Source organism: Rhizobium sp. P1_E6 (assembly GCF_056405875.1).
The window spans coordinates 25,591-50,621 of sequence record NZ_JBFUBG010000029.1 but is presented as its reverse complement, the minus strand read 5'-3'; the positions used below and the strand labels follow the sequence as shown (position 1 = coordinate 50,621).

29 protein-coding genes and 1 pseudogene are annotated in these 25,031 nt (G+C 61.6%); 18 read left to right on the top strand and 12 right to left on the bottom strand.

The features are described 5' to 3' along the window. Window positions 1-59 precede the first annotated feature (59 nt). The 3 genes from AC1D35_RS16555 to AC1D35_RS16545 are packed head-to-tail and all read left to right on the top strand — an operon-like array spanning window position 60 to window position 1,563. Window positions 60-749 carry a glutathione S-transferase family protein gene (locus tag AC1D35_RS16555; protein WP_113310060.1) on the top strand — a complete coding sequence of 230 codons (690 nt, stop codon included), beginning with the start codon at window positions 60-62 and terminating at the stop codon, window positions 747-749. Window positions 750-757: 8 nt separating this feature from the next. Then, window positions 758-1,102: a metalloregulator ArsR/SmtB family transcription factor gene (locus AC1D35_RS16550; RefSeq protein WP_113310059.1), complete on the top strand. Its 345-nt coding sequence runs from the start codon at window positions 758-760 to the stop codon at window positions 1,100-1,102. Next, the gene (locus AC1D35_RS16545; protein WP_113310058.1) at window positions 1,102-1,563 is read left to right on the top strand and encodes an SRPBCC domain-containing protein; all 462 of its coding nucleotides are present in this window, start codon (window positions 1,102-1,104) and stop codon (window positions 1,561-1,563) included. Before AC1D35_RS16550 ends, AC1D35_RS16545 begins: the two co-directional genes overlap by 1 nt. Here AC1D35_RS16545 and AC1D35_RS16540 read toward each other — a convergent pair. After that, window positions 1,550-2,170: an ABATE domain-containing protein gene (locus AC1D35_RS16540; RefSeq protein WP_113310057.1), complete on the bottom strand. Its 621-nt coding sequence runs from the start codon at window positions 2,168-2,170 to the stop codon at window positions 1,550-1,552. The genes AC1D35_RS16545 and AC1D35_RS16540 overlap by 14 nt on opposite strands. A 158-nt stretch (window positions 2,171-2,328) precedes the next feature. On the opposite strand from AC1D35_RS16540, the pseudogene AC1D35_RS16535 reads away from it, so the two are divergent. The 3 genes and pseudogenes from AC1D35_RS16535 to AC1D35_RS16525 form a co-directional block, all read left to right on the top strand. Then, window positions 2,329-2,454, top strand: a pseudogene (locus tag AC1D35_RS16535) (alpha/beta hydrolase); the annotation flags it as partial. Between the two features lie 102 nt (window positions 2,455-2,556). Next, a complete protein-coding gene (locus tag AC1D35_RS16530; RefSeq protein ID WP_113310081.1) occupies window positions 2,557-3,396 on the top strand; it encodes an alpha/beta hydrolase in 840 nt (279 codons plus the stop codon). A 53-nt stretch (window positions 3,397-3,449) separates the two neighbouring features. Next, a complete protein-coding gene (locus AC1D35_RS16525; RefSeq protein WP_477855258.1) occupies window positions 3,450-3,614 on the top strand; it encodes a hypothetical protein in 165 nt (54 codons plus the stop codon). Window positions 3,615-3,623: 9 nt separating this feature from the next. On the opposite strand, the gene AC1D35_RS16520 is transcribed toward AC1D35_RS16525, so the two are convergent. The 4 genes from AC1D35_RS16520 to AC1D35_RS16505 all read right to left on the bottom strand — a co-directional run bounded on the left by AC1D35_RS16520 (window position 3,624) and on the right by AC1D35_RS16505 (window position 5,283). Continuing rightward, window positions 3,624-3,995 carry a VOC family protein gene (locus AC1D35_RS16520; RefSeq protein WP_113310056.1) on the bottom strand — a complete coding sequence of 124 codons (372 nt, stop codon included), beginning with the start codon at window positions 3,993-3,995 and terminating at the stop codon, window positions 3,624-3,626. A gap of 6 nt (window positions 3,996-4,001) precedes the next feature. Then, on the bottom strand, window positions 4,002-4,178 hold the full coding sequence (locus tag AC1D35_RS16515; RefSeq protein ID WP_477833268.1) for a hypothetical protein: 177 nt from the start codon (window positions 4,176-4,178) through the stop codon (window positions 4,002-4,004). A 218-nt stretch (window positions 4,179-4,396) separates the two neighbouring features. Continuing rightward, the gene (locus AC1D35_RS16510) at window positions 4,397-4,831 is read right to left on the bottom strand and encodes a DUF1801 domain-containing protein (protein WP_113310054.1); all 435 of its coding nucleotides are present in this window, start codon (window positions 4,829-4,831) and stop codon (window positions 4,397-4,399) included. An 11-nt stretch (window positions 4,832-4,842) separates the two neighbouring features. Continuing rightward, on the bottom strand, window positions 4,843-5,283 hold the full coding sequence (locus AC1D35_RS16505) for a DUF1801 domain-containing protein (RefSeq protein ID WP_113310053.1): 441 nt from the start codon (window positions 5,281-5,283) through the stop codon (window positions 4,843-4,845). Window positions 5,284-5,448: 165 nt separating this feature from the next. Between AC1D35_RS16505 and AC1D35_RS16500 the strand changes: the two genes are divergently transcribed. Continuing rightward, window positions 5,449-7,071 carry an ABC-F family ATP-binding cassette domain-containing protein gene (locus AC1D35_RS16500; protein ID WP_113310052.1) on the top strand — a complete coding sequence of 541 codons (1,623 nt, stop codon included), beginning with the start codon at window positions 5,449-5,451 and terminating at the stop codon, window positions 7,069-7,071. On the opposite strand, the gene AC1D35_RS16495 is transcribed toward AC1D35_RS16500, so the two are convergent. Continuing rightward, window positions 7,068-8,021 (bottom strand): SDR family NAD(P)-dependent oxidoreductase, encoded by a 954-nt coding sequence (locus AC1D35_RS16495; RefSeq protein WP_113310051.1) that lies wholly within the window; start codon window positions 8,019-8,021, stop codon window positions 7,068-7,070. The genes AC1D35_RS16500 and AC1D35_RS16495 overlap by 4 nt on opposite strands. Window positions 8,022-8,119: 98 nt before the next feature. Here AC1D35_RS16495 and AC1D35_RS16490 point away from each other — a divergent pair, with 98 nt between their 5' ends. Both AC1D35_RS16490 and AC1D35_RS16485 read left to right on the top strand, forming a co-directional pair. Next, on the top strand, window positions 8,120-9,046 hold the full coding sequence (locus AC1D35_RS16490) for an AraC family transcriptional regulator (protein ID WP_113310080.1): 927 nt from the start codon (window positions 8,120-8,122) through the stop codon (window positions 9,044-9,046). A gap of 130 nt (window positions 9,047-9,176) precedes the next feature. Beyond that, window positions 9,177-10,082 carry a S1C family serine protease gene (locus AC1D35_RS16485; RefSeq protein ID WP_113310050.1) on the top strand — a complete coding sequence of 302 codons (906 nt, stop codon included), beginning with the start codon at window positions 9,177-9,179 and terminating at the stop codon, window positions 10,080-10,082. Between the two features lie 46 nt (window positions 10,083-10,128). Here the strand turns inward: AC1D35_RS16485 and AC1D35_RS16480 are convergent, their stop codons facing one another. Together AC1D35_RS16480 and AC1D35_RS16475 are read right to left on the bottom strand one after the other, a co-directional pair. Further along, a complete protein-coding gene (locus AC1D35_RS16480; protein WP_113310049.1) occupies window positions 10,129-10,857 on the bottom strand; it encodes an esterase family protein in 729 nt (242 codons plus the stop codon). Next, a complete protein-coding gene (locus tag AC1D35_RS16475) occupies window positions 10,854-11,819 on the bottom strand; it encodes an acetylxylan esterase (protein WP_477939102.1) in 966 nt (321 codons plus the stop codon). The genes AC1D35_RS16480 and AC1D35_RS16475 overlap by 4 nt, the downstream gene beginning before the upstream one ends. Window positions 11,820-12,109: 290 nt before the next feature. On the opposite strand from AC1D35_RS16475, the gene denD reads away from it, so the two are divergent. The 3 genes from denD to otnC are packed head-to-tail and all read left to right on the top strand — an operon-like array spanning window position 12,110 to window position 14,988. Then, window positions 12,110-13,096 carry a D-erythronate dehydrogenase gene (gene denD / locus AC1D35_RS16470; protein WP_477939100.1) on the top strand — a complete coding sequence of 329 codons (987 nt, stop codon included), beginning with the start codon at window positions 12,110-12,112 and terminating at the stop codon, window positions 13,094-13,096. A gap of 1 nt (window position 13,097) precedes the next feature. Next, window positions 13,098-14,360, top strand: a complete 1,263-nt coding sequence (gene otnK, locus AC1D35_RS16465; protein WP_113301619.1) for a 3-oxo-tetronate kinase — start codon at window positions 13,098-13,100, stop codon at window positions 14,358-14,360. Further along, window positions 14,353-14,988, top strand: coding sequence for a 3-oxo-tetronate 4-phosphate decarboxylase (gene otnC / locus AC1D35_RS16460; RefSeq protein ID WP_113310046.1), 636 nt, complete (start codon window positions 14,353-14,355; stop codon window positions 14,986-14,988). The genes otnK and otnC overlap by 8 nt, the downstream gene beginning before the upstream one ends. Here otnC and AC1D35_RS16455 read toward each other — a convergent pair. Beyond that, the gene (locus AC1D35_RS16455) at window positions 14,985-15,794 is read right to left on the bottom strand and encodes an endonuclease/exonuclease/phosphatase family protein (RefSeq protein ID WP_477855262.1); all 810 of its coding nucleotides are present in this window, start codon (window positions 15,792-15,794) and stop codon (window positions 14,985-14,987) included. The genes otnC and AC1D35_RS16455 overlap by 4 nt on opposite strands. Before the next feature lie 70 nt (window positions 15,795-15,864). Beyond that, entirely contained in the window at window positions 15,865-16,779 is a 915-nt protein-coding gene (locus AC1D35_RS16450) for an SDR family oxidoreductase (protein ID WP_113310045.1), read from the bottom strand. Window positions 16,780-16,882: 103 nt separating this feature from the next. Between AC1D35_RS16450 and AC1D35_RS16445 the strand changes: the two genes are divergently transcribed. The 3 genes from AC1D35_RS16445 to AC1D35_RS16435 all read left to right on the top strand — a co-directional run bounded on the left by AC1D35_RS16445 (window position 16,883) and on the right by AC1D35_RS16435 (window position 20,344). After that, window positions 16,883-17,452, top strand: a complete 570-nt coding sequence (locus tag AC1D35_RS16445) for a TetR family transcriptional regulator (protein WP_113310044.1) — start codon at window positions 16,883-16,885, stop codon at window positions 17,450-17,452. A 96-nt stretch (window positions 17,453-17,548) separates the two neighbouring features. Further along, window positions 17,549-18,706 (top strand): class C beta-lactamase, encoded by a 1,158-nt coding sequence (gene ampC / locus AC1D35_RS16440; protein ID WP_113310043.1) that lies wholly within the window; start codon window positions 17,549-17,551, stop codon window positions 18,704-18,706. A gap of 129 nt (window positions 18,707-18,835) precedes the next feature. Further along, a complete protein-coding gene (locus AC1D35_RS16435) occupies window positions 18,836-20,344 on the top strand; it encodes a mechanosensitive ion channel family protein (protein WP_113310042.1) in 1,509 nt (502 codons plus the stop codon). A gap of 3 nt (window positions 20,345-20,347) precedes the next feature. Here AC1D35_RS16435 and AC1D35_RS16430 read toward each other — a convergent pair whose 3' ends face one another. Then, window positions 20,348-20,842, bottom strand: coding sequence for a YcgN family cysteine cluster protein (locus AC1D35_RS16430; protein WP_113301613.1), 495 nt, complete (start codon window positions 20,840-20,842; stop codon window positions 20,348-20,350). 185 nt (window positions 20,843-21,027) lie between these two features. Here AC1D35_RS16430 and AC1D35_RS16425 point away from each other — a divergent pair, with 185 nt between their 5' ends. The 3 genes from AC1D35_RS16425 to AC1D35_RS16415 all read left to right on the top strand — a co-directional run bounded on the left by AC1D35_RS16425 (window position 21,028) and on the right by AC1D35_RS16415 (window position 24,470). After that, the gene (locus tag AC1D35_RS16425) at window positions 21,028-23,211 is read left to right on the top strand and encodes a PBP1A family penicillin-binding protein (RefSeq protein ID WP_113310041.1); all 2,184 of its coding nucleotides are present in this window, start codon (window positions 21,028-21,030) and stop codon (window positions 23,209-23,211) included. A gap of 130 nt (window positions 23,212-23,341) precedes the next feature. Beyond that, window positions 23,342-23,929 carry a DUF1214 domain-containing protein gene (locus tag AC1D35_RS16420; protein ID WP_113301611.1) on the top strand — a complete coding sequence of 196 codons (588 nt, stop codon included), beginning with the start codon at window positions 23,342-23,344 and terminating at the stop codon, window positions 23,927-23,929. Further along, complete coding sequence (locus AC1D35_RS16415; protein ID WP_113301610.1) at window positions 23,922-24,470, top strand: DUF1254 domain-containing protein; 549 nt, start codon at window positions 23,922-23,924, stop codon at window positions 24,468-24,470. The genes AC1D35_RS16420 and AC1D35_RS16415 overlap by 8 nt, the downstream gene beginning before the upstream one ends. A gap of 115 nt (window positions 24,471-24,585) precedes the next feature. Here AC1D35_RS16415 and AC1D35_RS16410 read toward each other — a convergent pair whose 3' ends face one another. Beyond that, window positions 24,586-24,756 carry a hypothetical protein gene (locus AC1D35_RS16410; RefSeq protein WP_477833279.1) on the bottom strand — a complete coding sequence of 57 codons (171 nt, stop codon included), beginning with the start codon at window positions 24,754-24,756 and terminating at the stop codon, window positions 24,586-24,588. Window positions 24,757-25,031 lie beyond the last annotated feature (275 nt).

Sequence of the window (25,031 nt, the reverse complement as noted above, 5' to 3'; positions counted from 1 at the left end):
TCTTGCGTGACGATTGCGGCCGAGATATAGTTTCCAAAATTGGAAACTATTGGTGCCATATGACGCTGACCCTTTACCTGCATCCGCTTGCCTCCTTCTGCCACAAGGTGCTGATCGCGCTTTATGAAAACGAGACCGCGTTCGACAGCCGGATCGTCAATTTTGCCGATGCGGACTCGGCTGCGGCCCTGCTCGACAAATGGCCGGTCGGCAAGATCCCGATCCTGCATGATGAGGCGACCGGGCGTACGATACCGGAGACGAGCATCATCATCGAATACCTGCAGGCCCATTATCCGGGGCCGATGCGGATGCTGCCCGATGACCCGGAAGAACTGCTGCAGGTGCGGCTCTGGGACCGGTTCTACGATCTCTATGTCAGCGTGCCGATGCAGAAGATCGTCACCGACCGAATCCGGTCTGCAGACGCCCATGATCGGCACGGCGTTGCCGAAGCACGGGCAATGCTCGATCAGGCCTATAAGATGATCGAGGCGCATATGCAGGGAAGGCTCTGGGCAACGGGTGATGATTTCACCATGGCCGATTGCGCGGCTCTGCCGGGGCTGTTCTTTGCCTCCATCGTGCATCCGTTCACGGCTGAGCAGCAGGCGCTTTCCACTTATCTGGAGCGTCTGTTACAACGTGCTTCCGTCAAACGCGTGTTGGCCGAAGCGCAACCCTACTTCTCGATGTTTCCGTATCGGGAGGCGATGCCGGCGCGTTATCTTGAGGCCGCGACATCTTGAGGCATGTGATGGCAGAACTGGCGCCAGCCGAATTCGACCGGATGTTTCAGGCTCTCGCCGATCCCTATCGCCGTGGCTTCGTGGAGCAGCTTTCGAAGGGGCCGTCCTCCGTCACGGAACTGGCGGAGCCCGCCGATGTCGGCCTGCCGGCCGTGCTGAAGCATTTGCGGATTCTGGAAGAAAGCGGCATCGTCATTTCGGAAAAGGTGGGGCGGGTGCGCACCTATCGCATGCAGCAGCAGGCATTCGGCGCCATCAACCAGTGGATCGAGCAACGTCAGGCGGAAATGCATGCAGCCTTCGATCGCCTCGCCCTCCTGATGGCGGAAACTCCTGAGGAAAAGGATCACTGATGGGTGTCAGCGTCAATCACCGCACCTTCGTCATCGAGCGCGACCTGCCCGGCAGCGTGGCGCATGCCTTCCGCTTCTGGTCGGATCATCAGCTGAAGCGGCGCTGGACGGCCTGTCATCCCGACTGGCAGGTGATGGAAGATCATTTCGCCTTCGAGATCGGCGGGCGCGAGCGCATGACATGGCGCATGCCCGACGGAACGGAGCAGGCAATGCACGCCTACTATCTCGAAATCCACCCCCGCGAGCGCATCATCTATGCCTATACGATGCTGACGGCGGGCAGGAGCATCTCCTCCTCCCTGGTGACCGTCGAGTTTACCGGGCGCGGCGGCACGACGCTGATGACCTTCACCGAGCAGGCCGTTTTCGGCGATGTCGAAGATGGCGATATCAGAGAGAGTGGCACCGGCATCGGCTTCGACCGGCTCATCGAAGAGATGGCGGCTAGGCCTGCCTGATCCGGTGCCGATGCGCGGCCTGCTTGGCGCGGTTGCCGCAGAGCGCCATGCTGCACCAGCGCCTGCGGTGACCACGGGTATGGTCGGCAAACAGCAGGGTGCAGGATGGGCCTTCGCAGGCCTTCACATTCGAAAAATCTTCGGTGCAGACAAAGCGGCCGAGCGCCTCGCCGACCGGTAGCAGCAATGCCTCCGGCGAGCGCCACTTGCGCATAGGCTGGAATTCGAAAACCGCGCCTTCGTCGGCCTGACGCGCCACGACGCGGCTGAAACCTTCGTCGCGTTCAAGCAGGCGGTTCAGCGGTTCCAGCTCCGCCAGCGTATCGGGCTTCAACTGCTTTCCCTTATGCTCGCGGACAAAAGCGCGGAACCACTCGCGCAGGTTCCTCGCCTGATCGGCGACCTTGTCCAGCTCGCCCGGAAGTGCCTGGATGCGCATGCTTTCAAGCGCTTCCCTCGGAACCAGCTTTGCCTGATCGAGCCAGCGCAGCAGCCCTTCCCCGTCATCGATCCATTCGACAGGCATATCGACGGGCGTTGCCACCGAATTCAGGAAATCCAGCGCCAACGCGTCACCCAGGAACAGGGCGGGAGAGTGGTTATCCATTGCAAGTCCTATTCCGCTGCGGACCAGAGCTGCAGGGCAGCCCGCTTAAAAACGTGATTCATATGTAACCTGTCAAAAGGCGGTTGACAAGTTACCTTCATGGGAAGTAACCATTCTATGTCATCTTAAAAGGTTACGAACGAAGAAGGAGAGAGCAGATGTCGCCGCAGTCGGTTGATCAGCAGACCATGCATATCGTGCTCGTCCATGGCGCCTGGGCTGACGGCTCCGGCTGGGCCAAGGTCATCGAACCGCTTGCCGCCGAGGGCTTTTCGGTAACCGCACTGCAGGTCATCCATGAAGCGGTGACAACGGTGGCCGCAGCCTGAATGACCGACATATCTCCCACTGCATCGACATTCATCTCAACTGAAGGAAACATGACCATGACCAAGATCAGCTACCGCAACACCACCGTCGATGGCATCAAGATCGCCTATCGCGAGGCCGGTACCCAGGGCGCTCCGAAGCTCCTGCTGCTGCATGGCTTCCCGACCTCCGGCCACATGTTCCGCGATCTGATCCCGCTGCTAGCCGATCGCTACCACATCATCGCCCCTGATCTTCCGGGCTTCGGCCAGTCGGACGATCCCGCCGTCAACAGCTTCGACAGCATTGCAGACACGATCGACCGCTTTACCGAGATCGTCGGCTTCGATCGCTATGCCGTCTATGTCTTCGATTATGGCGCGCCGACGGGCTTCCGCCTGGCGGTCAAGCATCCCGAGCGGATCACGGGCATCATCTCGCAGAATGGCAATGCATACGTCGATGGCCTCAGCGATGCATGGAACCCGGTGCAGGCCTATTGGCAGGATGGAACGCAAGAAAACCGCGCGGCACTGAAGGCGTTCCTCGGGCCGGAAACGACCATCTGGCAGTATACGCATGGCGTTACCGATACGGCCAGGATTTCGCCTGACGGTTATTCGCTCGACAATTTCTACCTCGCGCGTCCCGGTGCCGAGACTGTGCAGCTCGATCTCATGGGCGACTACAAAAGCAATGTGGCGCTCTACCCGACCTTCCAGAATTACTTCCGGACCCACAAGCCGCGCTTCCTCGCCGTCTGGGGCAAGAACGACCCCTTCTTCCTGCCGCCGGGTGCCGAAGCCTTTGCCCGCGATATTCCTGATGCCGTGATCAAATTCTTCGATACCGGCCACTTCGCGCTCGAAACGCATGCGGACGAGATTGCCGCCGCGATCCGCGATTTCCTCGGCTGACCCGCGAACAGGAGAAACACCATGTCCGACAAAGCAGCCATCATTGAGCGCCATTGCACGACATGACGGTGGAAGAGGCGACGGCCAGATTTCCGAAGGAAGCCGGCATTGCCCGTTTCGGCGAGCCGGAAGAGATCGCTGAACTGATGGCTTTCATTGTCTCGCCGGCCGCGCACTGGATGACCGGAATGGATGGCGGCGAGGTGAAGTCTGTCTGACGCAGACTATCAGGAGGTCACGCAGAAATTGTTGCCCTCGGGATCGTTCAGCACGGTGTATTCGGCCGTTTCACGCACGAAGGTCGCGCCCAGAGATATCAGGCGCGCGACCTCCTTTCCGCGGTCAGGGCTGGCGATATCGAGATGGACGCGATTACGGAGCGGACGCTCTCCCTGGCGAAGATGGAAGCAGAGCCGCGTTCCCGGCCCTTCGACTATCACCACCGGGTCGGTCTCGGGCGTCAGGCCTGACGCGGCAAGGCGGGCGACTTCCTCATCGTCGTAGGGCAAGACCGCATAGCCATCAAGCGCTTCGGCCCAGAAGCGGGCGACGCGGGAGGGCACATCGCAATCAATGACAATTTCCTTCAGCCGTCCCATGGGCTCTCACGAATTGCCGGAGCGGCTCTGGACGACACGTTCGACGACGGCACCGCCGACTACGGGCAGCAGGGCGAAAAGGATGAGCTGTGGCGTTCCTGTCAGCGTCAACAGGCTGGACAGGAGAATGGCGCCGAGCATTCCTGCCAGCGCGCCGACCAGATAGGGAAGGTAACCCTTCAAAAGAGCCTCCGTCTTATCGGTTTTCAATCGAAATGAATTCGCAAGGCTCCACATAGGACGCTCTGCGGTATCGGCAATGACCGGCTGTTGCCCCGGGATGCCTTTCGCCCGCCGAACTAGAGCATTTCCATTTTTCTTCGAGTCACGAAAATGCTCTATCTCTTTGTTTTCACGCAAATTCGGGCGCGAAACCGCTGCGCACTTTTGCTGGAATTGCTCTAGGCGCTCGCTTTCTTCGATGCCGGTTTGCGCGCCGTGTTCAGCGCCACCGCAGCCTGTATCAGCGCCGTCAGGGCTGCCTCGTCGATTTTCTCTCCTTCGTGAATATCGATCGCCCGGCGCGTATTGCCCTCAAGGCTGGAGTTGAAGAGCTTGGAGGGATCCTCCACGGAAGCGCCCTTGGCAAAGGTCAGCTTGACGACGGCCTTGTAGGTTTCGCCGGTGCAGATGATGCCGGCGTGTTCCCACACCGGGACGCCCCTCCACTTCCACGTCTCCTCCACTTGCGGGTCGGCCTCACGAATGATCGCTCGGACGCGGGAAAGCGTTTCGCCGCGCCAGTCGCCCAATTCCCTGATCTTGGCATCGATGCGTTCGGAGGGAGAGGCTTCCTTCAGTTCCGTTTCCTTTTTCGTCGTCGCCGCTTTCTTCATGGTCTCTCTCCTTACATCTTCTCGCCCGGCAACAGGCTTGCCTGCGTGATCCAGTCAGCGAGCTGCGCGTCATCGATCGGGTCGTTTTCATGGATGTGGAAGTAGCGCGTTTGCGCTGTCTTGGATTCTCCCGGCGGCACGGGCTGCAAGGCAGCGCCGCGGAAGAAGGCCAGCTTAATGTATTTGTTGAAGCAGTGGATGGCGAGGAACCAGCCGTCTCCCCTCATGCCATAGAGCGGCGAGTTCCATTTGACGGCCTTGTGGGCATCGGCAACGGTGCGCATGATCAATGCGTCTAGGTGGCGGCCGACATCGCTTTTCCAGCCGGGCATGGCGGTGATATAGGCCTGCACCGGGCCATCGCCCTCACCTTTGGCGATCTGCGGATTGCCACCGGACAGCAGCTTCGGTTCCGTCGGCTTTGCCGGTTTGCCGGATGTTTTGTTGGTCATGGGCTCCTCCCCTGGGGGATAATAAGGAAGGACGCCTCGATTTCCAGTCGCGCGGAATGGACACAGGCTGCAAAGATCACAGCTTCATGACGCGAAAAACCTGCGACACGGGCGAAAACCCGTGGCATAAGGGCGCCAAAATTCTCCCCAGGCACCGCGTAAGACATGATCCGTATCGAAAATATCAGCAAGCAGAACAGCCACCGCATCCTCTTCATCGAAGCCACCGCAGCCCTCAACAAGGGCGAGAAGATCGGCCTCGTCGGCCCGAACGGCGCCGGCAAGACGACGCTTTTCCGCATGATCAACGGCGAAGAGCAGCCGGATGAAGGCCAGGTCTCGGTCGAGAAGCACGTCTCCATCGGCTATTTCAACCAGGATGTCGGCGAAATGTCCGGCCGCAGCGCGGTTGCCGAAGTGATGGAAGGTGCTGGCCCCGTCAGCGTCGTCGCCGCAGAACTGCGCGAGCTGGAAGCGGCCATGTCCGATCCTGACCGCATGGACGAGATGGATGAGATCATCGAGCGCTATGGCGAAGTGCAGGCTCGCTATGAAGAGCTGGACGGCTATGCGCTGGAAGGCCGCGCCCGCGAAGTTCTGGACGGCCTCAGCTTCAGCCAGGAAATGATGGACGGCGATGTCGGCGCGCTCTCGGGCGGCTGGAAGATGCGCGTGGCGCTCGGCCGTATCCTACTGATGCGCCCCGACGTGATGCTGCTCGACGAACCGAGCAACCATCTGGATCTCGAAAGCCTGATCTGGCTCGAGGAATTCCTCAAGACCTACGAAGGCGCGCTGCTGATGACCTCGCATGACCGCGAGTTCATGAACCGCATCGTCACCAAGATCATCGAAATCGATTCCGGCTCACTGACCAGCTATTCCGGCGACTATGGCTTCTATGAGGAGCAGCGAGCGCAGAACGAGAAACAGCAGCAGGCGCAGTTCGAGCGCCAGCAGGCGATGCTTGCCAAGGAAATCAAGTTCATCGAGCGCTTCAAGGCGCGCGCGAGCCATGCCTCGCAGGTCCAGAGCCGCGTGAAGAAGCTGGAAAAGATCGATCGCGTCGAGCCGCCGAAGCGCCGCCAGACGGTGGCGTTCGAGTTCCAGCAAGCGCCGCGTTCGGGCGAAGACGTGGTCAACCTCAAGAACGTGCACAAGAAATACGGCAGCCGCACCATCTATGAAGGGCTGGATTTCATGGTCCGCCGCAAGGAGCGCTGGTGCATCATGGGCATCAACGGTGCGGGCAAATCCACGCTGCTGAAGCTGGTAACCGGCACTGCCGATCCAGATGCCGGCAGTGTGAAACTGGGGGCCAGCGTCAAGCTCGGCTATTTCGCCCAGCATGCCATGGACCTGCTCGACGGCGAGCGCACGGTTCTCGAATGGCTGGAGGATTCCTTCCCGCTTGCCGGCCAGGCGCCGTTGCGCGCGCTCGCCGGCTGCTTCGGCTTTTCAGGCGATGACGTGGACAAGCGCTGCCGCGTGCTTTCGGGCGGCGAGAAGGCCCGCCTCGTCATGGCCCACATGCTGTTCGACCCGCCGAACTTCCTCGTGCTCGACGAGCCGACCAACCACCTCGACCTCGACACAAAGGAAATGCTCATCAAGGCGCTCGCCGATTTCGAGGGCACGATGCTCTTCGTCTCGCACGATCGCCATTTCCTTGCAGCGCTGTCCAATCGCGTGCTGGAGCTGACGCCGGATGGCATCCAGCAGTATGGCGGTGGCTATACGGAGTATGTCGAGCGCACCGGCTACGAGGCGCCCGGCATCCACGCTTAACGGCTGAACGCGTCTACACCGGTCAGTTCCGCCGAGAGCGCCCAGAGACGGGCCGCCTCGTCGGGATCGACGGCATAAGCGCGCACGCTGGTTTCCGCTCCGTCATCCGAGATGGATGCGACGTCGCAGTCGGCGCAATAAAGGCCGCCGAGGCCTGCAAGCTGCGGCGAGGTGGCGGCCCAGACCTGCGTCGCGGCACCCTGCTCGGGTGTCTTGAACGTTGGGTCGGCCGCATTGCCGTCAGCGTCAATCCAGCCGGCGGCGACCATGTCTTCCTTCTCCAGGTGCCGTTGCAGCGGCGTCAGAATTTTGCCGGGATGCAGCGAGAAGGCACGCACGCCGGCATCCCTGCCCAGCCTGTCGAGTTGCACCGCAAAGAGCGCGTTTGCGGTCTTCGCCTGTCCATAGGCCTGCCACCGGTCGTAGCCCTTGGAGAACTGGACATCGTCCCAGCGGATGGGCGTGATGCCGTGGGCACCGGAGGAGACGGCAACCACACGGGCTCCCCTCGCTATCGACGGCCAGAGGCGATTGACGAGTGCGAAATGGCCGAGATGGTTGGTGGCAAACTGCGCCTCCCATCCCGGCCCTATCAGCGTTTCCGGGCAGGCCATGATGCCGGCGCTGTTGATGATGATATCGGCCTTGCGGCCGGAGGCGACGAAGCGTTGGGCGAAGTGACGTACGCTTTCGAGGTCGGAGAGATCGAGCCTGTCGACTTCGACATTGGCGATGCCCAAGAGCGCCTTGGCCGCCGCTTCCGGCTGGCGGGCGCCGACGAGCACATGCGCGCCTGCCCGCGACAGCGCCTTCGTCGTCTCCAGTCCGAGGCCGGAATGGCCGCCGGTGACGATTGCCAGTTTGCCGGAGAGATCAATGCCCGAGAGTACGTCATCGGCCGTCGAGCGAGTGCCGAAACCGGAGCCGATCGGATGTTGAGTGTGTTCCATGAAAATCTCCTTCTGCTTTCGGTCGGAGAGTACGATCTATGCGTTAAAATCCACGATATCTTTGCGATCGTCCGGATTTCGTCATGACCTCTCTCTCCATGGATCCCCTTTCCGATGTGCTGGCGCTGCTGAAGCCGCGCAGCTATGTCTCGCTGGGGCTCGATGCCGGACGTGACTGGGCGATCGATTTTCCGCCGCCGCAGGGCATCAAGTTCAATGCCGTGCTTTCGGGCGGCTGCTGGCTGGAGGTAGAGGGTGTCGAGCCGTTCCTGCTCGAAGAAGGCGATTGTTTCCTGCTGACACAGAGTCGGCCCTTCCGGATGATGAGCGACCGCAGCCTGCCGACAATCCCGGCCGATGACATCTATGCGCATGCGGCGGATGGTGTCGCGACCTGCAATGGCGGCGGCGCCTTCTTCCTTGTCGGCAGCCGCTTCGGCTTTTCCGGCGCAGGCGCGGATCTGCTCGTCGGCATATTGCCGCCGGTCGTCCATGTCAGCGAGCATTCGGATCAAGCCTCGGTGCTGCGCTTTGCCATCGACCAGATGGCGCGGGAGCTGCGCGGCCGGCGGCCGGGTGGTTTCCTGATGACCGAACATCTGGCGCATATCATGCTGATGCAGATCCTGCGGCTCTATCTCTCAGCACCCGATACCGAAGGCACAGGCTGGCTCTTTGCGCTCGCCGACAGGCAGATCGGCACGGCGATCGGCGCGATGCATGCCGAGCCGGCGCGGCGCTGGACGCTGCAGCAGCTTGCTGCCATGACCGGCATGTCGCGCTCCTCCTTCGCCGAGCGCTTCAAGGAAAAGGTCGGAGCCGCGCCGATGGACTACCTGACGCGCTGGCGCATGACGCTGGCCGGCGATCGGCTCGCAAATAGCCGTGAGCCGATCAGCACGATTGCGCTTTCGCTCGGCTACGAGTCCGAAAGCGCCTTCAGCACCGCCTTCAAGCGGGTAATGGAGCGCTCGCCGCGGCAGTATGGCCGGGAGGCTGCGGATTCGGCTGGACAGAACGGGTAAAAGACCTCAGGCCGCAGGTCTTGCAGAACTGCGTTTCCTTTCATACCTATACAAGGAATGGTATGCGTCCGGCCCTTGCCGGCCCTCGCAGCATTCCGAGCCTTTGTGCCCGCCTTACGAGGATGAAACCATGAATATCGACAGGATCCTGCGGTCAGTTGTGGCCGTTCGCGCCTCCATCCCCGAAGATGCCTTCACCGCGAATACGCTGGGCACCCGCCGGGAAGGAAGTGGCGTCGTCATCAGGGAAAACGGGCTGGTGCTCACCATCGGCTATCTTATCACCGAAGCAGACGAAATCTGGCTGACCCGCCACGACGGCAAGGTCGTGCCCGGCCATGCGCTGGCCTATGACCAGGAAACCGGCTTCGGCCTCATCCAGTCGCTGGCGCCTCTGGACCTGCCGGCGCTCGAAATCGGCGACAAGGTCAAGACGAAGGTCGGCGATGCAGTGATCTTTGCCGATGGCCTCGGCGAATTCGTGCAGGCCAACATCGTCGCCAAGCAGGAATTTGCGGGCTACTGGGAATATCTGCTCGACGAGGCGATCTTCATCGCGCCGGCTCACCCCTCCTGGGGCGGTGCGGCGCTCGTCAGCGACGAGGACAAGCTGCTCGGCATCGGTTCGCTGCGCCTGCAGATGGTCCAGGGTGACGAGGTCGCCGACATCAACATGATCGTGCCGATCAACCTTCTTCCGCCGATCCTCGACGATTTGCTGCATCGTGGCCAGATCGACAAGCCGCCGCGCCCCTGGCTCGGAGCCTTTTCGGCCGAGAGCAACGGCGAGGTGATCGTCATGAGCGTTGCCAATGGCAGCCCTGCCGCGCAGGCGGGCCTGCAGCAGGGCGACGTCATCTCGGAAATCCGCGACGGTGAAGTGGACGGACTTGCCGATTTCTACCGCAAGGTCTGGAAGAGCGGCCCGGCGGGTGCGGAAATCCCCATCCGTGTGCTGAGGAACGGCCGCGAAGCCTGGCTGCGCATCAAATCGGCTGACCGCAACAGCTTCCTCAAGAAACCGCTGATGCAGTAAGGCGCAACTGCCAGAAGCTAGATATAGAGCGGCGCCATCCGGCGGCTTAGATATAGAGTGGCGCCATCCGGCGCCAGGCACCCGCGCGGTGCGCCCTGCCATCCCAGAAATGCAGGTGGTGACCGACGCCTTTTTCGGCGAGCAAGCGGCTGAGGTGGCGGTTGTTGTCGAGGAAGGGATCCTCGTTGCCGATGGTCAGCACGATATCGACCTGCCGCAGTTTCTCCAGCCGCCAGTCGCTGGAAAGGCCCGGCAGGAAATGCGTCGGCATGTGGAAATAGACCGTGTCGTCGTAATAGCCGTCGAAGAGATCGGAGAAGGATTCGACGCGCATCGTCAGGTCGTAGCGGCCGGAAAAGGCGACCAGCTTGCGGAAGAGATGCGGGTGGCGGAAGACGAGGCTGGCGGCCTGGAAGGCGCCGAGGCTGCAGCCGTGAACGATGGTGCATTCGTGGCTATTGCGGCTCTCCATGAGCGGCAAAACTTCGTTCAGCACATATTCTTCGAAAGCGATATGGCGGCGGATACGATCGGCCGGATGACGGCCGAAGTTGTAGAAGGTCTCATTTGCTAGGCCCTCGATGCAGAAAAGCTGCAGTTGGCCGGCCTCAAGCTTGTCGGCGAGGCTGGAGACGATGCCGAGATGTTCATATTCCCAAAAGCGCCCCTCCCGCGTTGGGAACATCAGTACTTTGGCGCCGGCATGACCGAACACCAGGAGCTCCATGTCACGATGGAGCCGATCGCTGTACCAGCGCAGATATTCTCGGTTCATAGACCCCTGAAAAACCGCCCGACTCGCTCGCGCAGCGCAGTTTGCTGCGCTGCACTATCAAGATAGTCGAAATGCCCGGTATCCAGGATGAAGATTTCATTAAATTTTGATTTCGGCAGAGCGTTCGCCACCGTGAACTGACAGGGCGGCGCGACAGCCGGATCGAAGAGCGCGACAGCCGCAAGCATCGGCACGGTAATGCGGGTCGCGGCCGTTGCGGCGTCGAAAAGGCGCAGCTTTTCAAAGATCTCGGGATGGGTCTTCGCATAGTCCTGCACCGAATGGGCGCTACCAACTGTCGGCAATGTCAGCCAGAGCTTGCGGTTTCCGAAGGTCGGCACAGTCAGATGACCGCGTATGATCCTGATATCAAAGGGAATGCCGAGCGCACCGATGCCGCCGCCGAAACTGATGCCGCTATAGCCAATATGGCCTGACAGAGCCGGATAAAGCGACAGCAATGCGGACACGGCAACCCAGAGATCCTCGACGCAGCCGCCGATCACGTAATGATCGGGATCGTCAATATCGTGCAGCACGTGCCAGGGCGCTTCCGGCGAGATCGGTGGATGGGCGCTGCGCGACATCCCACGGAAACAGGGAAAGAGGATCGCGGTCTCTTCGACCGGAAGATCGAATTCCGGCTGGTCGCGGCCACCATAACCATGGCCGACGACGAGGCCGCGCTTGACCGCGCCCTTGCGCGGCGTGAGCAGCCAGCCGCCAATGCTGAAGTTATCGGTGGAGGTGTAGACGATATCCCGCACCTGCCAATCCGGATGCGTATCCTTGCTTCCGCTCAATACCGGCTGCGGCTTCACCGCCAGCGCCCTGGCGTAGCGCTTCTGCCAGAAGGCATCGAAGCCCGGCGGCGCCTCCGGCGGGCGGATCGCCCGCAGGTCGGCGAGCGTCATGCCGTAGGTGGGGTCGAAGTCGAAGGGGTATTCTGTCGGGATGCTCATGTCCGTTTGTTGCCGTGAAACCGGCCGTGGAGCAAGCGCCATCGTGGAAAAGCATCCATGCCCGACGCCGCCTTGGGGACCCTGCGGGAACCGAATAGGAGCGAAAGGCCCGGGCGCCAGCTGCCGGTCGATTGAGCTTTCCACCCCACAATCAAACAGGCTCCTCCGCCTGAAATTGCGTGACAGCCCTGCCCGGCTGGTCTTAACTGTAAACGTGCCGTCCATGCCGACTCAGGCGGCGGCGCGTTTTCGGTTGGCGTTCACGTCTTCGGTCGGAGGGACCGCTTCAAATGAAAATCCTTGTTATCGGCGCGGCCGGGATGATCGGCCGCAAGCTCGTCCGTGCTTTGTGCGAGCGCGGGACTTTAAACGGTAAATCCATCGGCTCGCTGGTGCTGGCGGATGTCTTTGTACCCGAAAAACCTGAATTCGCCGGCACGGTTGAGACCCTTGCAGCGGACCTGTCGCTGCCGGGAACGGCCAAACAGCTTGTCGCGCACCGGCCGGACCTGATCTTCCATCTTGCGGCCATCGTCTCCGGCGAGGCGGAAGCGGATTTCGAGAAGGGCTACCGCGTCAATCTCGACGGCACGCGCTACCTGCTCGAAGCAATCCGGCTTGCCGAACAGCCCTATTGCCCGAAGCTCGTCTTCACCTCTTCMATCGCCGTCTTCGGCGAGCCGCTGCCGCAGGTCATCGGTGACACGCATCATCTGACGCCGCTCACCAGCTACGGCACGCAGAAGGCGATCGGCGAACTGCTGCTTGCCGATTATTCGCGGCGCGGCTTCCTCGACGGCGTCGGCATTCGCCTGCCGACCATCACCGTCCGCCCCGGCAAGCCGAACCGGGCTGCCTCCGGCTTCTTCTCCAGCATCCTGCGCGAGCCGCTGATCGGCCAGGAGGCCGTGCTGCCGGTCGATGAAAGCGTGCGCCACTGGTTTGCGAGCCCACGCGCGGCAATCCGCTTCCTTCTCACGGCTGCCGAACTCGACACCGCCCCACTCGGCCAGATCCGCACGCTGACCATGCCGGGATTGGCCGCCACCGTCGGCGAGGAGATCGAAGCGCTCCGGCGCGTCGCTGGCGAAAACGCGGTCAAGCTGATCCGCCGCGAACCGGATGCTGATATCGCCAGAATCGTTGCCGGCTGGCCGCAGAGTTTCGATGCCAGCCGCGCCCTTTCGCTCGGCTTCACAGCCGAGACATCCTTTGACGACATCATCCGCGTCCATATCGAGGACGAATTGAACAACAGACCGCCGGAGCCCGCCTGACATGCTGCTTGGAGCCATTGCCGACGATTTCACCGGCGCCAGCGATCTTGCCAACACCCTTGCCCGAGGCGGCATGTCAACGATGCAGTTCGTCGGGCCCGGCCGCGGCAAGGTGAATTGCGAAGCCGGGGTCGTGGCGCTGAAGACGCGCTCGGCATCGGTCGACGACGCAGTATGGCAATCGATGGACGCGGCGCGCTGGCTGCTGGATCAGGGCTGCGAGCAGATCTTCTTCAAATATTGCTCGACCTTCGATTCCACGCCGGAGGGGAATATCGGCCCGGTGGCGGAAGCGTTGCAGCGGCTGACGGGCGCCAATGTCACGGTCGTCTGCCCGGCCTTTCCGGCGACCGGCCGGCGGGTTTTCATGGGCCACCTCTTCGTCAAGGACAAGCTGCTCAGCGAATCCGGCATGGAGAACCATCCGCTGACGCCGATGACCGATCCTGACATCCGCCGCTGGCTGCGGCTGCAGACGCGCGGTGGCGTCGGCAGCATCACGCTCGATACGGTGCGCGAAGGCTCGGTCGCAATCCGCAGCCGCCTGCGCGACGAACTGACCGATGGCAACCGCCTCGTCGTCGTCGATGCTATCGAGGATGCCGACCTGCTGACGATCGGCGAGGCCGTGATCGACCATGAGTTGGTCACCGGCGGGTCGGGGCTGGCCCAGGGGCTGGTGCGCAATTTCGCCAAGCGCGGCAAACTATCAGGCGTTCCCGCCGAGGTGCCTGTGGTCAGCGGACCGGGCGTCATCCTGTGCGGCTCCTGCTCGCTCGCCTCGCAGAACCAGGTTGCCTGCCACCTGCAGAACCATCCGGGCCTTTCCATCGATCCCGCAGCCATCGTGCGCGGCACCATGTCGGTAGAGCAGGCCGCCCGCTGGGTGGCCTCCAACGCAGCTGACAATCCGATCGTCTATTCCACCACCTCGCCCGATGTCGTGAGCTTCGTACAGCAGCGCTTCGGCCGCGAGGAATCGGCGAAGATACTTGAGGATTTCTTCGGCGGTCTCGCCAAGCGGCTCGCCGATTCCGGTACGCGCCAGATCGTCGTCGGCGGCGGCGAAACCTCCGGTGCCGTCGTGGAAGCGCTCGGCCTCAAGCATATGATCATCGGTGGGGAGATCGATCCCGGCGTACCGGTTCTGGTATCCGAGCGTGGCCGGCCGATGCGGCCGATCGGGCTGGCGCTAAAGAGCGGCAATTTCGGCTCGCCCGATTTCTTCGCCAAGGCGCTGGACAGGATTGCCGGCCATGCATGAAACGGCGCTGCGGGAAGCCATCGTCCGCTGGGGAAAATCGCTCTTCGAGCGGGGCCTGACGGCCGGTTCATCCGGCAATATTTCGGTTCGCACCGCCGACGGCTATCTTGCGACGCCGACCAATTCCTGCCTCGGCTTTCTCGATGCCGAGCGGCTTTCGAAGCTCGACAGCGACGGCAAGCACCTCTCGGGCGATGCGCCGACCAAGGAACTGCCGCTGCATTTTTCCTTCTATGAGAAACGGCCGCAGACGGGCGCCGTGGTGCACCTGCATTCCACCTATGCGACCGCCCTTTCCTGCCTTGCCGATACCGATCCCAACGATGCCATTCCGCCGCTGACGCCCTATGTGGTGATGCGCGTCGGCAAGGTGCCGGTCGTGCCCTATACGCGGCCGGGCTCGACTGATGTGAAGCCGCTGATTGCTGAAATCGCCGGCGAACATAGCGCGGTGCTGCTGGAAAACCATGGGCCGATCGTTTCGGCTGCCACTCTCGATTCCGCTGTCTTCGCGATCGAAGAGCTGGAAGAGGCAGCGAAGCTTTCGATCATTACGCGCGGCATGAAGGTGCGACAGCTCAATGCCGAGCAGATCGCCGACCTGGAGAAATACTTCAAGCTGCGTTAGGCCAGATCAATCAGAAGAGCCCGGTGATCGGAAACTTCGGGCGCTTCCACCACTTCGAAGCGTTCCACCACGACCTCCGGCGTCACCAGCAAGTAATCGGCAAAGCGCCCTTCCTTCGGATAGAGCGAGGTGCGGGTATCGTTAAACCCCCTGCCGGTGACGAGATCGTTGAGGCCGAGGCGGCCGAGCTTCTCGAAGGTGGTGCTATCAGGCAGCACGTTGAAATCGCCGCAGACGACAAGTCGTTCATTGCCCGGCCAGACGCGTTCGATCAGCTCGAGAAGCGCATCCGCCTGCGCATGGCGAGCTGGAATATCGCCCTTGCCCGCGGGATCACGCAGGCCGTGGAGCTGGGCGATGGTGATGGAAAAGCCGCCGGTATAATCGAACAGGCGAATGCAATGGGCATTGCGGGAACGCGGATGCTCACCCCAGCCATTGGACGAGAAACCGCCATGGATGAAGTCCGCCGCCTGGCCGATGACTGCATGCGACTTGCGCACGAAGGTGGCGATGCCGAATTCGGTCGGGAAGACCGCCTCGGCGTGGAAGAGATCGCCCCGCGCAAAGGGGCAGAAGAAGCCATCATGACCAGGGAGAACGGCGGCAATCTCGTCATAGAGATGGGCGCGCTGCGGCAGCACTACACCGCCGTCGCGATATTCCAGCCATTCCGGCGTACCGGGCGCTGAACGCACCACCTCCTGCAGGCAGAAGATGTCGGCGTCCGCGTGGGCGAGATAGTCGATCAGCGGCGCGTGGATGCTGCCGCCCCAGGCATTCAATGAAATGATACGCAAAGCCATCCGAGCTCCCTGTTCGCCAGGAGACTAGCAGATTCGCCTAGGGATCAATCCTCAACGGCAGCGCGCCAGATCACCGATAGCCGGTGTCATCCGCCGGCTTGCCGGGTTCCTGCACCTCGGCGAGGTAACGCCAGCAATCCGGCCGCGTGCCATCGAGATCGTTGAAACCGTAATCTTCGGCCAGCTGGAAGCTTGAAAGCGACTGGCCGTTCCATCTGCTGCGGTCGGGATCGGCGGCGAGTGCGGCAACTGCCCGGCCGGTGAAACGCGGCGTTTCCGAGATGACGAAATGCGGCTGGACTTTTGTACCGTCACGCCAGTTTTCTTCCTTAACTCCATAGATTTCCAGCATCATTTCCGAGCGCATCCAGCCGGGCGAAAGCGAGACTGATGTGGCGCCATGGGGTGCGAGATCATTGGCGTGCGCCCAGGCCATGCGGTTGGTGCCCGTCTTGACGAGGTCGTAATAAGGGCAGAGCCGGTAATGGGTGGCGTTGTAGTCTGCCGTGCCGTCGGTCATTTCCACCAGCAGGCCGCCCGGCTTTTCGATCATCAGCGCCAGAGCGTAATGGGCGGTGATGAAATGCGTGTCGATCGCAAGCCGCAGCATGCGCAGGCCCTTGTCGAGCGAATGTTCCCAGACGGGCTTGTCCCATTCCGTCAGATGCTCGCCGCCCCAGATATCGTTGACGAGGATGTCCAGCCTGCCCTCCTCCGCACGGATGCGGGCAACCAGCGCTTCGACCTGTTCGGGGACCAGGTGGTCCACCTGCACGGCAATGCCGCGCCCGCCGGCCGCACTCACGAGCTCGGCAGTTTCCTCGATGGTTTCGGGCCGACCATATTCGGATTGCTGCGCGCGGGTCGTGCGGCCGGTCACATAGACCGTCGCGCCTGCAGCGCCCAGTTCTACTGCGATGCCGCGGCCGGCGCCGCGCGTTCCGCCCGCAACGAGTGCCACCTTTTCCTTCACATCCGCTGTCACTTCACTGTCCTCCCCGCTAGAAACATCTGATCGGTTTAACCGGCTTGCTTGCATATAAACGAACGTTCGTTCATAAATATGGCGAATGCAAGAGGAAAATTTCATGCCGCGTCCGCGCACCCTTTCTGATGAACAACTGCTTTCGATGGTTCTGGAGGTGATCCAGTCCGAGGGGCCGGAGGCGGCGACCTTTGCCGCGGTCTCGAAAGCAAGCGGTCTCTCTGGCTCGACGCTGGTGCAGCGTTTCACCACAAAGGCCGGAATGCTGCGTGCCGCCCTGCTTCATGCCTGGGACCGGCTGGATGCGGAAACGGCACGGCTTGCAAATCATGTGGCGAAGACGCCGGAGGGTGGCATCGCACTACTGACCGGCCTTTCGCAGGATTATGGAGACAATCCCGCCTCTTACGCCGAAGGGCTGATGCTTCTGCAGGAGGATTTCCGCGATCCGGTGCTGCGTGCCCGCGGTGCGGCCTGGGGTGCGACGTTGACGGCAGCGCTTGCCGAGCGTTTCAGTCAACGGAAGGACGCTGAAACCATTGCCCGGCTGATGCTATCGCAATGGCAGGGATCGCTCCTCTGGTGGGGCTTTTCCGCCGAAGGCGCCGTCGCCGACTATGTGGAGCGGGAGCTGCGGCTCTTTCTTGCCGCCCTCGAGCCCCAAAAAAACTAGGGTCTCCTGCGAGTTCTTATCGTTTGTGAAGGGGCAAAAAGGCGGGCTATCGACCGTGCACCGGAAATTTTCCGGACGCACAAAGGGGAAATACCCATGAAGATCAGACACTGCCTTATCGCTCTCGCCTTGTCGGCTAGCCCGCTTCATGCAGCGGGCATGACGGATACGGCGTTCCGGGAGATAGCAGGTCGCATTTTTCAGCCCGTGATCAAGGAATACGACATTCCGGGACTGGCAGTCGGTGTCACGATCAACGGCTCCGAATTCTATTACACTTACGGCGAAGCCTCGCGCGAGACGAAAGCGCCCGTCACCAGCGACACTATCTTCGAGCTCGGCTCGGTCAGCAAAATTTTTAATGTCACGCTTGCCGCACTTGCCGAGCAACGTGGTCTGCTGTCCCTTGACCAGCCGGTCTCGACCTACCTGCCGGAACTGAAGGGGAGCGCCTTCGACAAGATCACGCTCGTCAATCTCGCCACGCATACGTCAGGCGGTCTGCCGTTGCAGGTGCCTGATAGCGTGACTGATGATGCCGAGTTGATGGCCTACCTTAAGAGCTGGAAGCCGGCCTACGAGGCGGGCACCATGCGCTCCTACTCCAATGTCAGCATCGGCCTTCTCGGGCGTATCGCCGGAGAGCGCCTCGGCGGTACTTACAAGCAGGCGGTCGAAGGGCAGCTGTTCCCCGCCCTCGGCCTGAAAAGCACCTTCATCGCGGTTCCGCCTGATGCCATGGACCGCTACGCTTTCGGCTATGCCAAGGCCAACAAGCCGATCCGCGTCGGACCCGGCGTCCTCGGCGACGAGGCCTACGGCATCAAGACCACGGCCCGCGACATGGTGCATCTGATGGAACTCAACTTGAAGCCGGATACCCTGGCGCCCGAATTGGCGGCCACGATCGAGAAGACGCATACGGGTTATTTCGATACGGCTTCCTACACGCAGGACATGATCTGGGAGCAATATGCCTGGCCCGTCGCGCTCAAGCAGCTTCTCGACGGCAACTCCTCCAAGATGAGCCTGGAAAGCCAGCCGGTCAAAAAGCGGGCGAAGCCGCTTGCGCCGCAGAAGGCGGTACTGATGAACAAGACCGGATCGACGAACGGCTTCGGCGCCTATGTCGTGCTGGTGCCGAAGGCGCATATCGGCCTCACGGTGTTGGCAAACAGGAACTATCCAAATAGCGCCCGCGCCGAAGCAGGGCTGAAGCTCATCCAGGCGCTGGAGGCATACACAGCGAAATAACCGCCAGGTGTCCGGTCGCAGCAGAGGGAGTGACAGGCGCCAGCGGTCACTCCCTATCCATTCGTGCTGGAGGACAGGTCTTCTTCATCCGTGATATAGGGTCGAACATCCCCAATCAGGATGGAATGCATGTCATCGCATATGCTGGCAGATCCGCTGTTTCAGTTTGTTGTCCTCGTTCTGCTCAGTACCGTGGCACGGGTCATCTTCGGACGAAATCCGACTTTCCGACTAATTGCCAATATCATCTTCTTCGCGCTGCTGACGCTGCTGCTCGTAGAGCACGAGATTGCGCCCTATACGTCTGACATGGGCGATGCCACGGATCTTTTCCGGCGCGTTTTCGTCGGGGTCGCCAAGGCCGTCTGGTGGATCGGCGGCGCGATGGTGCTGGCGAGTTCGGTGCGGCTCTTCCTGATTTTCGAGCGCAAACCGCGCGAGGGACGCCTGCTGCAGGATCTCGTCGTCGCCATCGTCTATCTCGGCGCCGGGCTTTCGGTCGTAGCTTACGTCTTCGGCGTACCGATCGGCACGCTGATTGCTACATCGGGTGTCTTCGCCATCGTGCTCGGCCTGGCGTTGCAGAGCACGCTGAACGACGTCTTCTCGGGCATCGCGCTCAATCTCGGCCGGCATTACAGCGTCGGCGATTGGATCGTCCTCGACGACGGCGTGCAGGGCCGCGTGGTGGAGACGAACTGGCGCTCCACCCATCTCCTGAACGGCACCAACGACCTCGTCATCGTTCCGAACAGCGCGCTCGCCAAGGCACGGCTGACGAACCTGACGAGCCCCGAAGAAGCCCATGGCGTCTCGCTGAAGATCCGGCTTGCTCCCTCGATCTCGCCGGCGACCATCGAAGAGACGATGCGCACGGTGCTTTTGAGCAGCAACGCCATTCTGAAATCCCCTACCCCTGTTGTCAGCATCACGGGGCTGGACAGCAATGCCGTCGAGTTCGAACTCTCCTTCCGCGTCTCCGGATTGGGCGAAGCGACCGCCGCCCGCAACGAAGTCTACGATCTGGTCTATCGTCATGCCAAGGCGGCAGGCCTGCAGCTTGCGCCACCGGCCGGCTCGCCGGTTCCCCCGGTTGCCGATCCGCTGGAAGCGGCCGGAAAGCACCCGAATTCGGCCTGGCGGCTGCTGAACGCCATCGCGCTCTTTTCAACGCTGACGGAAGACGAAAAGGAGTCGCTTGCGACCGACATGAAACGGCTGAACTTCCGCAAGGATGCGCTGATCGCGACGCAGGACACCTCGCTGACCTCCCTGATGATCGTGCGGCGCGGCGTTGCCGTCGTGGAACGGATCGAGGGCAACGAGATCATCGAACTCGCCAGAATTGCGCCCGGCGACCTCTTCGGGGAACGCGGCGTGCTGATGGGTGCGCTCGAGCCGGCCAATATCCGCGCCCTGACATCCGTCATCGTCTACGAGATCGCCAAGGACCACCTCGCCGCGATCATGCAGCAGCGTCCGGCGCTTGCCGAAGAACTCGGACTGCTGCTATCGCGCCGTATCGAATCCGAGAAACATCACTTCAGTGCCGGCGTATCGGCGGAAGGCAGCCATCCGACGACGCTGACGACGCGCATAAGGCATCTGTTCCAGATCCCCCATGGCACCTGGCCATAGCGGTCAGCCGGCCTTCTCCTCGGCTTCCCGGGTTCTTTCGGCGTCCTCTCCGACCGTCAGCGGCCAGTCAACGACATAATCCTCGAAATCCTCGACATCGACATCGTTTTCGCTGATGGTTCGGCCGCGGGCTGAAATGCCGGCAGCGTGGACGGTTTCCGGATCGCCAGATACCAATGGGTGCCACCAATAGAGATCTCGGCCCTCATTGACGAGGCGATAGCCGCAGGTCGGCGGCAGCCATGCGATCTCGGAGACGTTCTCCTTGGTGAGCTGGACGCAATCCGGCACGAAATCCCAGCGGTTCGGATAGCTGGAGCAGCGACAGCTGTCGCTGTCGAGCAGCTTGCAACGGACCGAGGTAAAATAGACGTCGCCGCTATCCCATTCCTCGATCTTGTTGAGACAACAGAGGCCGCAACCGTCGCAGAGGCTTTCCCACTCCTCGGCATTCATTTCGGCGAGCGTCTTGCGCTTCCAGAAGGGCAGATCGTTCATCACTCGTTTCTTGCAACAGCCGCCCGCAAATTCGCGTGACGACCGTTCAACTCTCTTGTTCTTGTCCGCGAAATCAACCAATTATTCAACATGCTCCGGCTATCCGGAGAGTCGCGGCCCCTTTCAGGCCCCGCTCCTGCGTCCGGTTCACGGCCGCCGAGCGTGCTCAGGCGGGAATATAGGACGTGCAGGATCCGGACAACCCAAATGTTGGGCCAGACGAGCCCGAAAACGGGCAAGGCAAGAAGCCACAGAAGCAGCAGTCGAAAAACCGACACCTGTTGCTGCGCATCGATTCATGGATCGACTCGACCGTCTGGAACGCCGGCTTCCGCGCCGCCGAGATCTGGGAAGACACCACCATTTTCTTCCGCCGCTTCCGTGTCCGCGGCTGGAAACGTGCCGTATTCGAACTCGCCGGCGAAGGGCTGACGCTCGGCGCCGTCGGCTTCGTGCTGATGCTGGCGCTTGCCCAGCCGGCTTTCGAATCCACCAAGGAAGACTGGCGCAACCGCGGCGATTTCGCCGTGACCTTCCTCGACCGCTACGGCAACGTCATCGGCCATCGCGGCGTCATCCACCAGAATTCCGTGCCGATCGACGAATTACCGGATTCGCTGATCAAATCCGTCATCGCCACCGAGGACCGGCGCTTCTTCGACCATTTCGGCATCGACGCTATCGGCCTGTTCCGCGCCATGGTCACCAATGCCCAGGCCGGCGAAGTCGTCCAGGGCGGCTCGACACTGACGCAACAGCTCGCCAAGAACCTGTTCCTCTCCAACGAGCGCTCGATCGACCGCAAGATCACCGAGGCATTTCTAGCACTATGGCTGGAGGCCAACCTCTCCAAGAAAGAGATCCTCGCGACCTATCTCGACCGCGCCTATATGGGCGGCGGCACATTCGGTGCTGCTGCTGCGGCGCAATTCTATTTCGGCAAGAACATCACCGACGTGAACCTTGCCGAATCCGCCATGCTCGCCGGTCTCTTCAAGGCGCCGGCCAAATATGCCCCGCATGTGAACCTGCCTGCCGCGCGTGCCCGCGCCAACGAGGTGCTGACCAATCTCGTCCAGAGCGGGCTGATGACCGAGGGGCAGGTGATCGCCGCCCGGCGCAATCCCGCCACTGTCGTCGACCGCAACGAGGTGGAATCGCCCGACTTCTTCCTCGACTGGGCCTTCGACGAGGTGCAGCGCCTTTCGCCCCGCTTCCACCAGCGCTCGCTGATCGTGCGCACCACGATCGACATGGGCATCCAGCAGGCGGCGGATGATTCCGTCGAGACATCGCTGCGCGAATATGGCGAGGCCTATCACGCCAAGCAGGGCGCGATGGTGATGATCGAAAACGGCGGGGCCGTGCGCGCCATGGTCGGCGGACGCGATTATGGCGAGAGCCAGTTCAACCGCGCCACCAGGGCGCTGCGCCAGCCGGGCTCCTCCTTCAAGGTCTATACCTATTCGGTGGCCATGGAGAGCGGGATGACGCCGAAGACGACGATCATCGACGCGCCCATCTCCTGGGGCAACTGGAGCCCGCACAATTACGCAAACCGTTATGCCGGGCGTATCACGCTGGAAACCGCGGTCGCCCAGTCGATCAATACCATTCCGGTGCGTCTCGCCAAGGAAAAGCTCGGCATTCAACCGATCCGCGCCATGGCCAAGGCCATGGGCGTCGAAACGCCGATCCGCGACGACGTGACGATCCCGATCGGCACGTCCGAAGTGACAGTGCTCGACCAGGCAACGGCCTATGCCGTTTTCCCAACCGGCGGCTACCAGTCGCGCCGCCACGGGATCACGCAGATCCTCGATTACGATGGCGACGTTCTCTACGATTTCGATCATGACGAACCGCCCGCCCAACGGGTGCTTTCCGAACAGGCCGACAGCTACATGAACCAGATGCTGTCGCGGGTGCCCTATGTGGGTACGGCGCGCAAAGCGGCGCTGGACAACGGCGTCGTCACCGCGGGCAAGACGGGCACGACGCAGGCCTATCGCGATGCCTGGTTCGTAGGCTTCACCGGCAACTACACCTGCGCCGTCTGGTTCGGGAACGACGACTACACGTCGACCAACGAGATGACCGGCGGCTCGCTGCCCGCCATGACCTTCAAGCGCGCCATGGACTATGCCCATCAGGGCGTTACGCTGCGCCCGATTCCCGGCATCGAAAACCCGCTGCCATCCGAAAAGGATGTCGCCAAGGCGCAGGCCAACAAGCCGAAAGACGGCACGCCGACCCTCGTCCGCCCGCGGATGCTCTCGGTGCAATCGACCGACATTCTCAAGGGCATCGGCGAAAAGCTGAAGGATGCCGCGCCGCTCGAGGTACAGAAGGTGGCAAGCGCGGATTGATACTTCCCCTTTTTTGGCAAACCGGCATGACTGGTTCGCCAAGACATGGGGGACACAGCGTCCGATGGCATTCCACCCTGCCAGAATCAGTGGTAACCCTTTCAACTGATTTGATCTTCAAGGGCGCAAGGTGTTTCGGTTTCCCCTTTTCATCCTGGTCACGCTGATCGTCGCCTTCGGCGGCGGCATCATGATTTCGCTTTATGCGCTGGATGCGACGCAGGGGTTCGGGGCGATCAAGCTCGGCGCCTGGGAAGCCTTTCCGGAGCTCCAGACCGTCGACGCGGACCCCTATGCGAAGTCGCACCGTGCGCGCGCCGGCAAGCTGCTCTATGGCAGCGCCGAAGGCCTGACCTTTACGGCAAGCGTGGACGACAGCGGCGAGCGGCTGAATGCCGCCTGCCACTACCGCATCACCGGCCAGACGCCGCCGGCGCGGCTGTGGACGCTGTTTACTGCCGACAACGCCGGCAACCCCGCCTCGCTGCAGCAGACCCTGCCGGCCGCTTTGAATTCATGGACGGTGCTGCGCCAGCCAGACAGCGGCTTCACCATCGACATCTCGCCACATGCCCAGCCCGGCAACTGGCTGGCGCTGCCGAGGGCTGGCACGTTCCGGCTGGTGCTGACGCTGTTCGACACGCCAACGGCGGGCAGCTCCGGGGTGATCGACCTCTCCATGCCAAAGCTCACCAAGATCGGGTGCGGCAATGCTTAGAGTGTTCTTCGCCGTCATAACGGGGCTTTTCGGCGCAGCCCTTCTGCACCTCGTCATCATTCTCGCACTGCCGCATTTCACCGGGCGCGATGCCGCAACGCGGGTGGAGGCCGAAGGCGATCCCAACAATTTTTATCTTCTGACCAGCCGCTATGACGAGGCGGGGCTCGCCAATGGCGATCCTTTCGTGCGCACTGCCGTCTGTTCCTTCGATGTGGGCGAAGCGCCGGTGCATTTCATCGCCAAGGGCAATGTGCCCTTCTGGTCCATCGCGATTTATGACAGCGCCTCTAACGAGGTCTTCAGCATGAACGATCGCACCTCCGTCGGTGGCGCGCTCGACGTTCTCGCAGCAAGCCCGATCCAGCTGACCGACCTGCGCAAGAACCTGCCGCAGGAACTGCAGCAGACGATCCTGGTGGAGATGGCGCATTCCGAGGGCTATGCGGTCCTGCGCACGCTGGCGCCGCAGGCAAGCTTTGACGAGGCCGCGCGAGCCTTTCTGACGGAAGCGGGCTGCGACGAACTCGAGGCCCGCTAAAGCATGTCGCGCAAAAGTGTACATCGGTTTTACGATAACGACATGCGTCAAACAAGGACTTAAAGGGCGGTAGCCGATCTCGAAGATCGCGACAAACTTTAAGTTGTTTTCCGATTTACTTGTTCTTGACACGCGGCGCAGAATGCGCCGGATTTTTCTTCGGGGTTTCGACGATCCGTTCGTAACGGACGCCGGTGAACCAGAGGATTTTTGCTTCGCGGGGCTCCTTGCCCGTGCGGCGCGGCTCCTCACGCAACCGGTCCGCCAATGCGACTACAATTGCCATTCTCGTCTCCATGCACTGCCCGAGACGGATGAACTTGCGATGGATTTCACCCTGCCCGCCATGCTGCGGGCCAGCGCGTCCTCAAGCGCCGGATGAACCGGACCGAGGGCATTCGCGCCTTTCTCACGGCACCTGATTGAAATACCGTGATGCTGCGGAGCTTCCACGATCCATATTCCCAAATCGCGTCGTTCCTGTCCGAATTGAGACACACGACCGTTAACAGATTACTAATATTCAGCCACTGCTTTGGACAGTCTGCCCGACGCCGATAT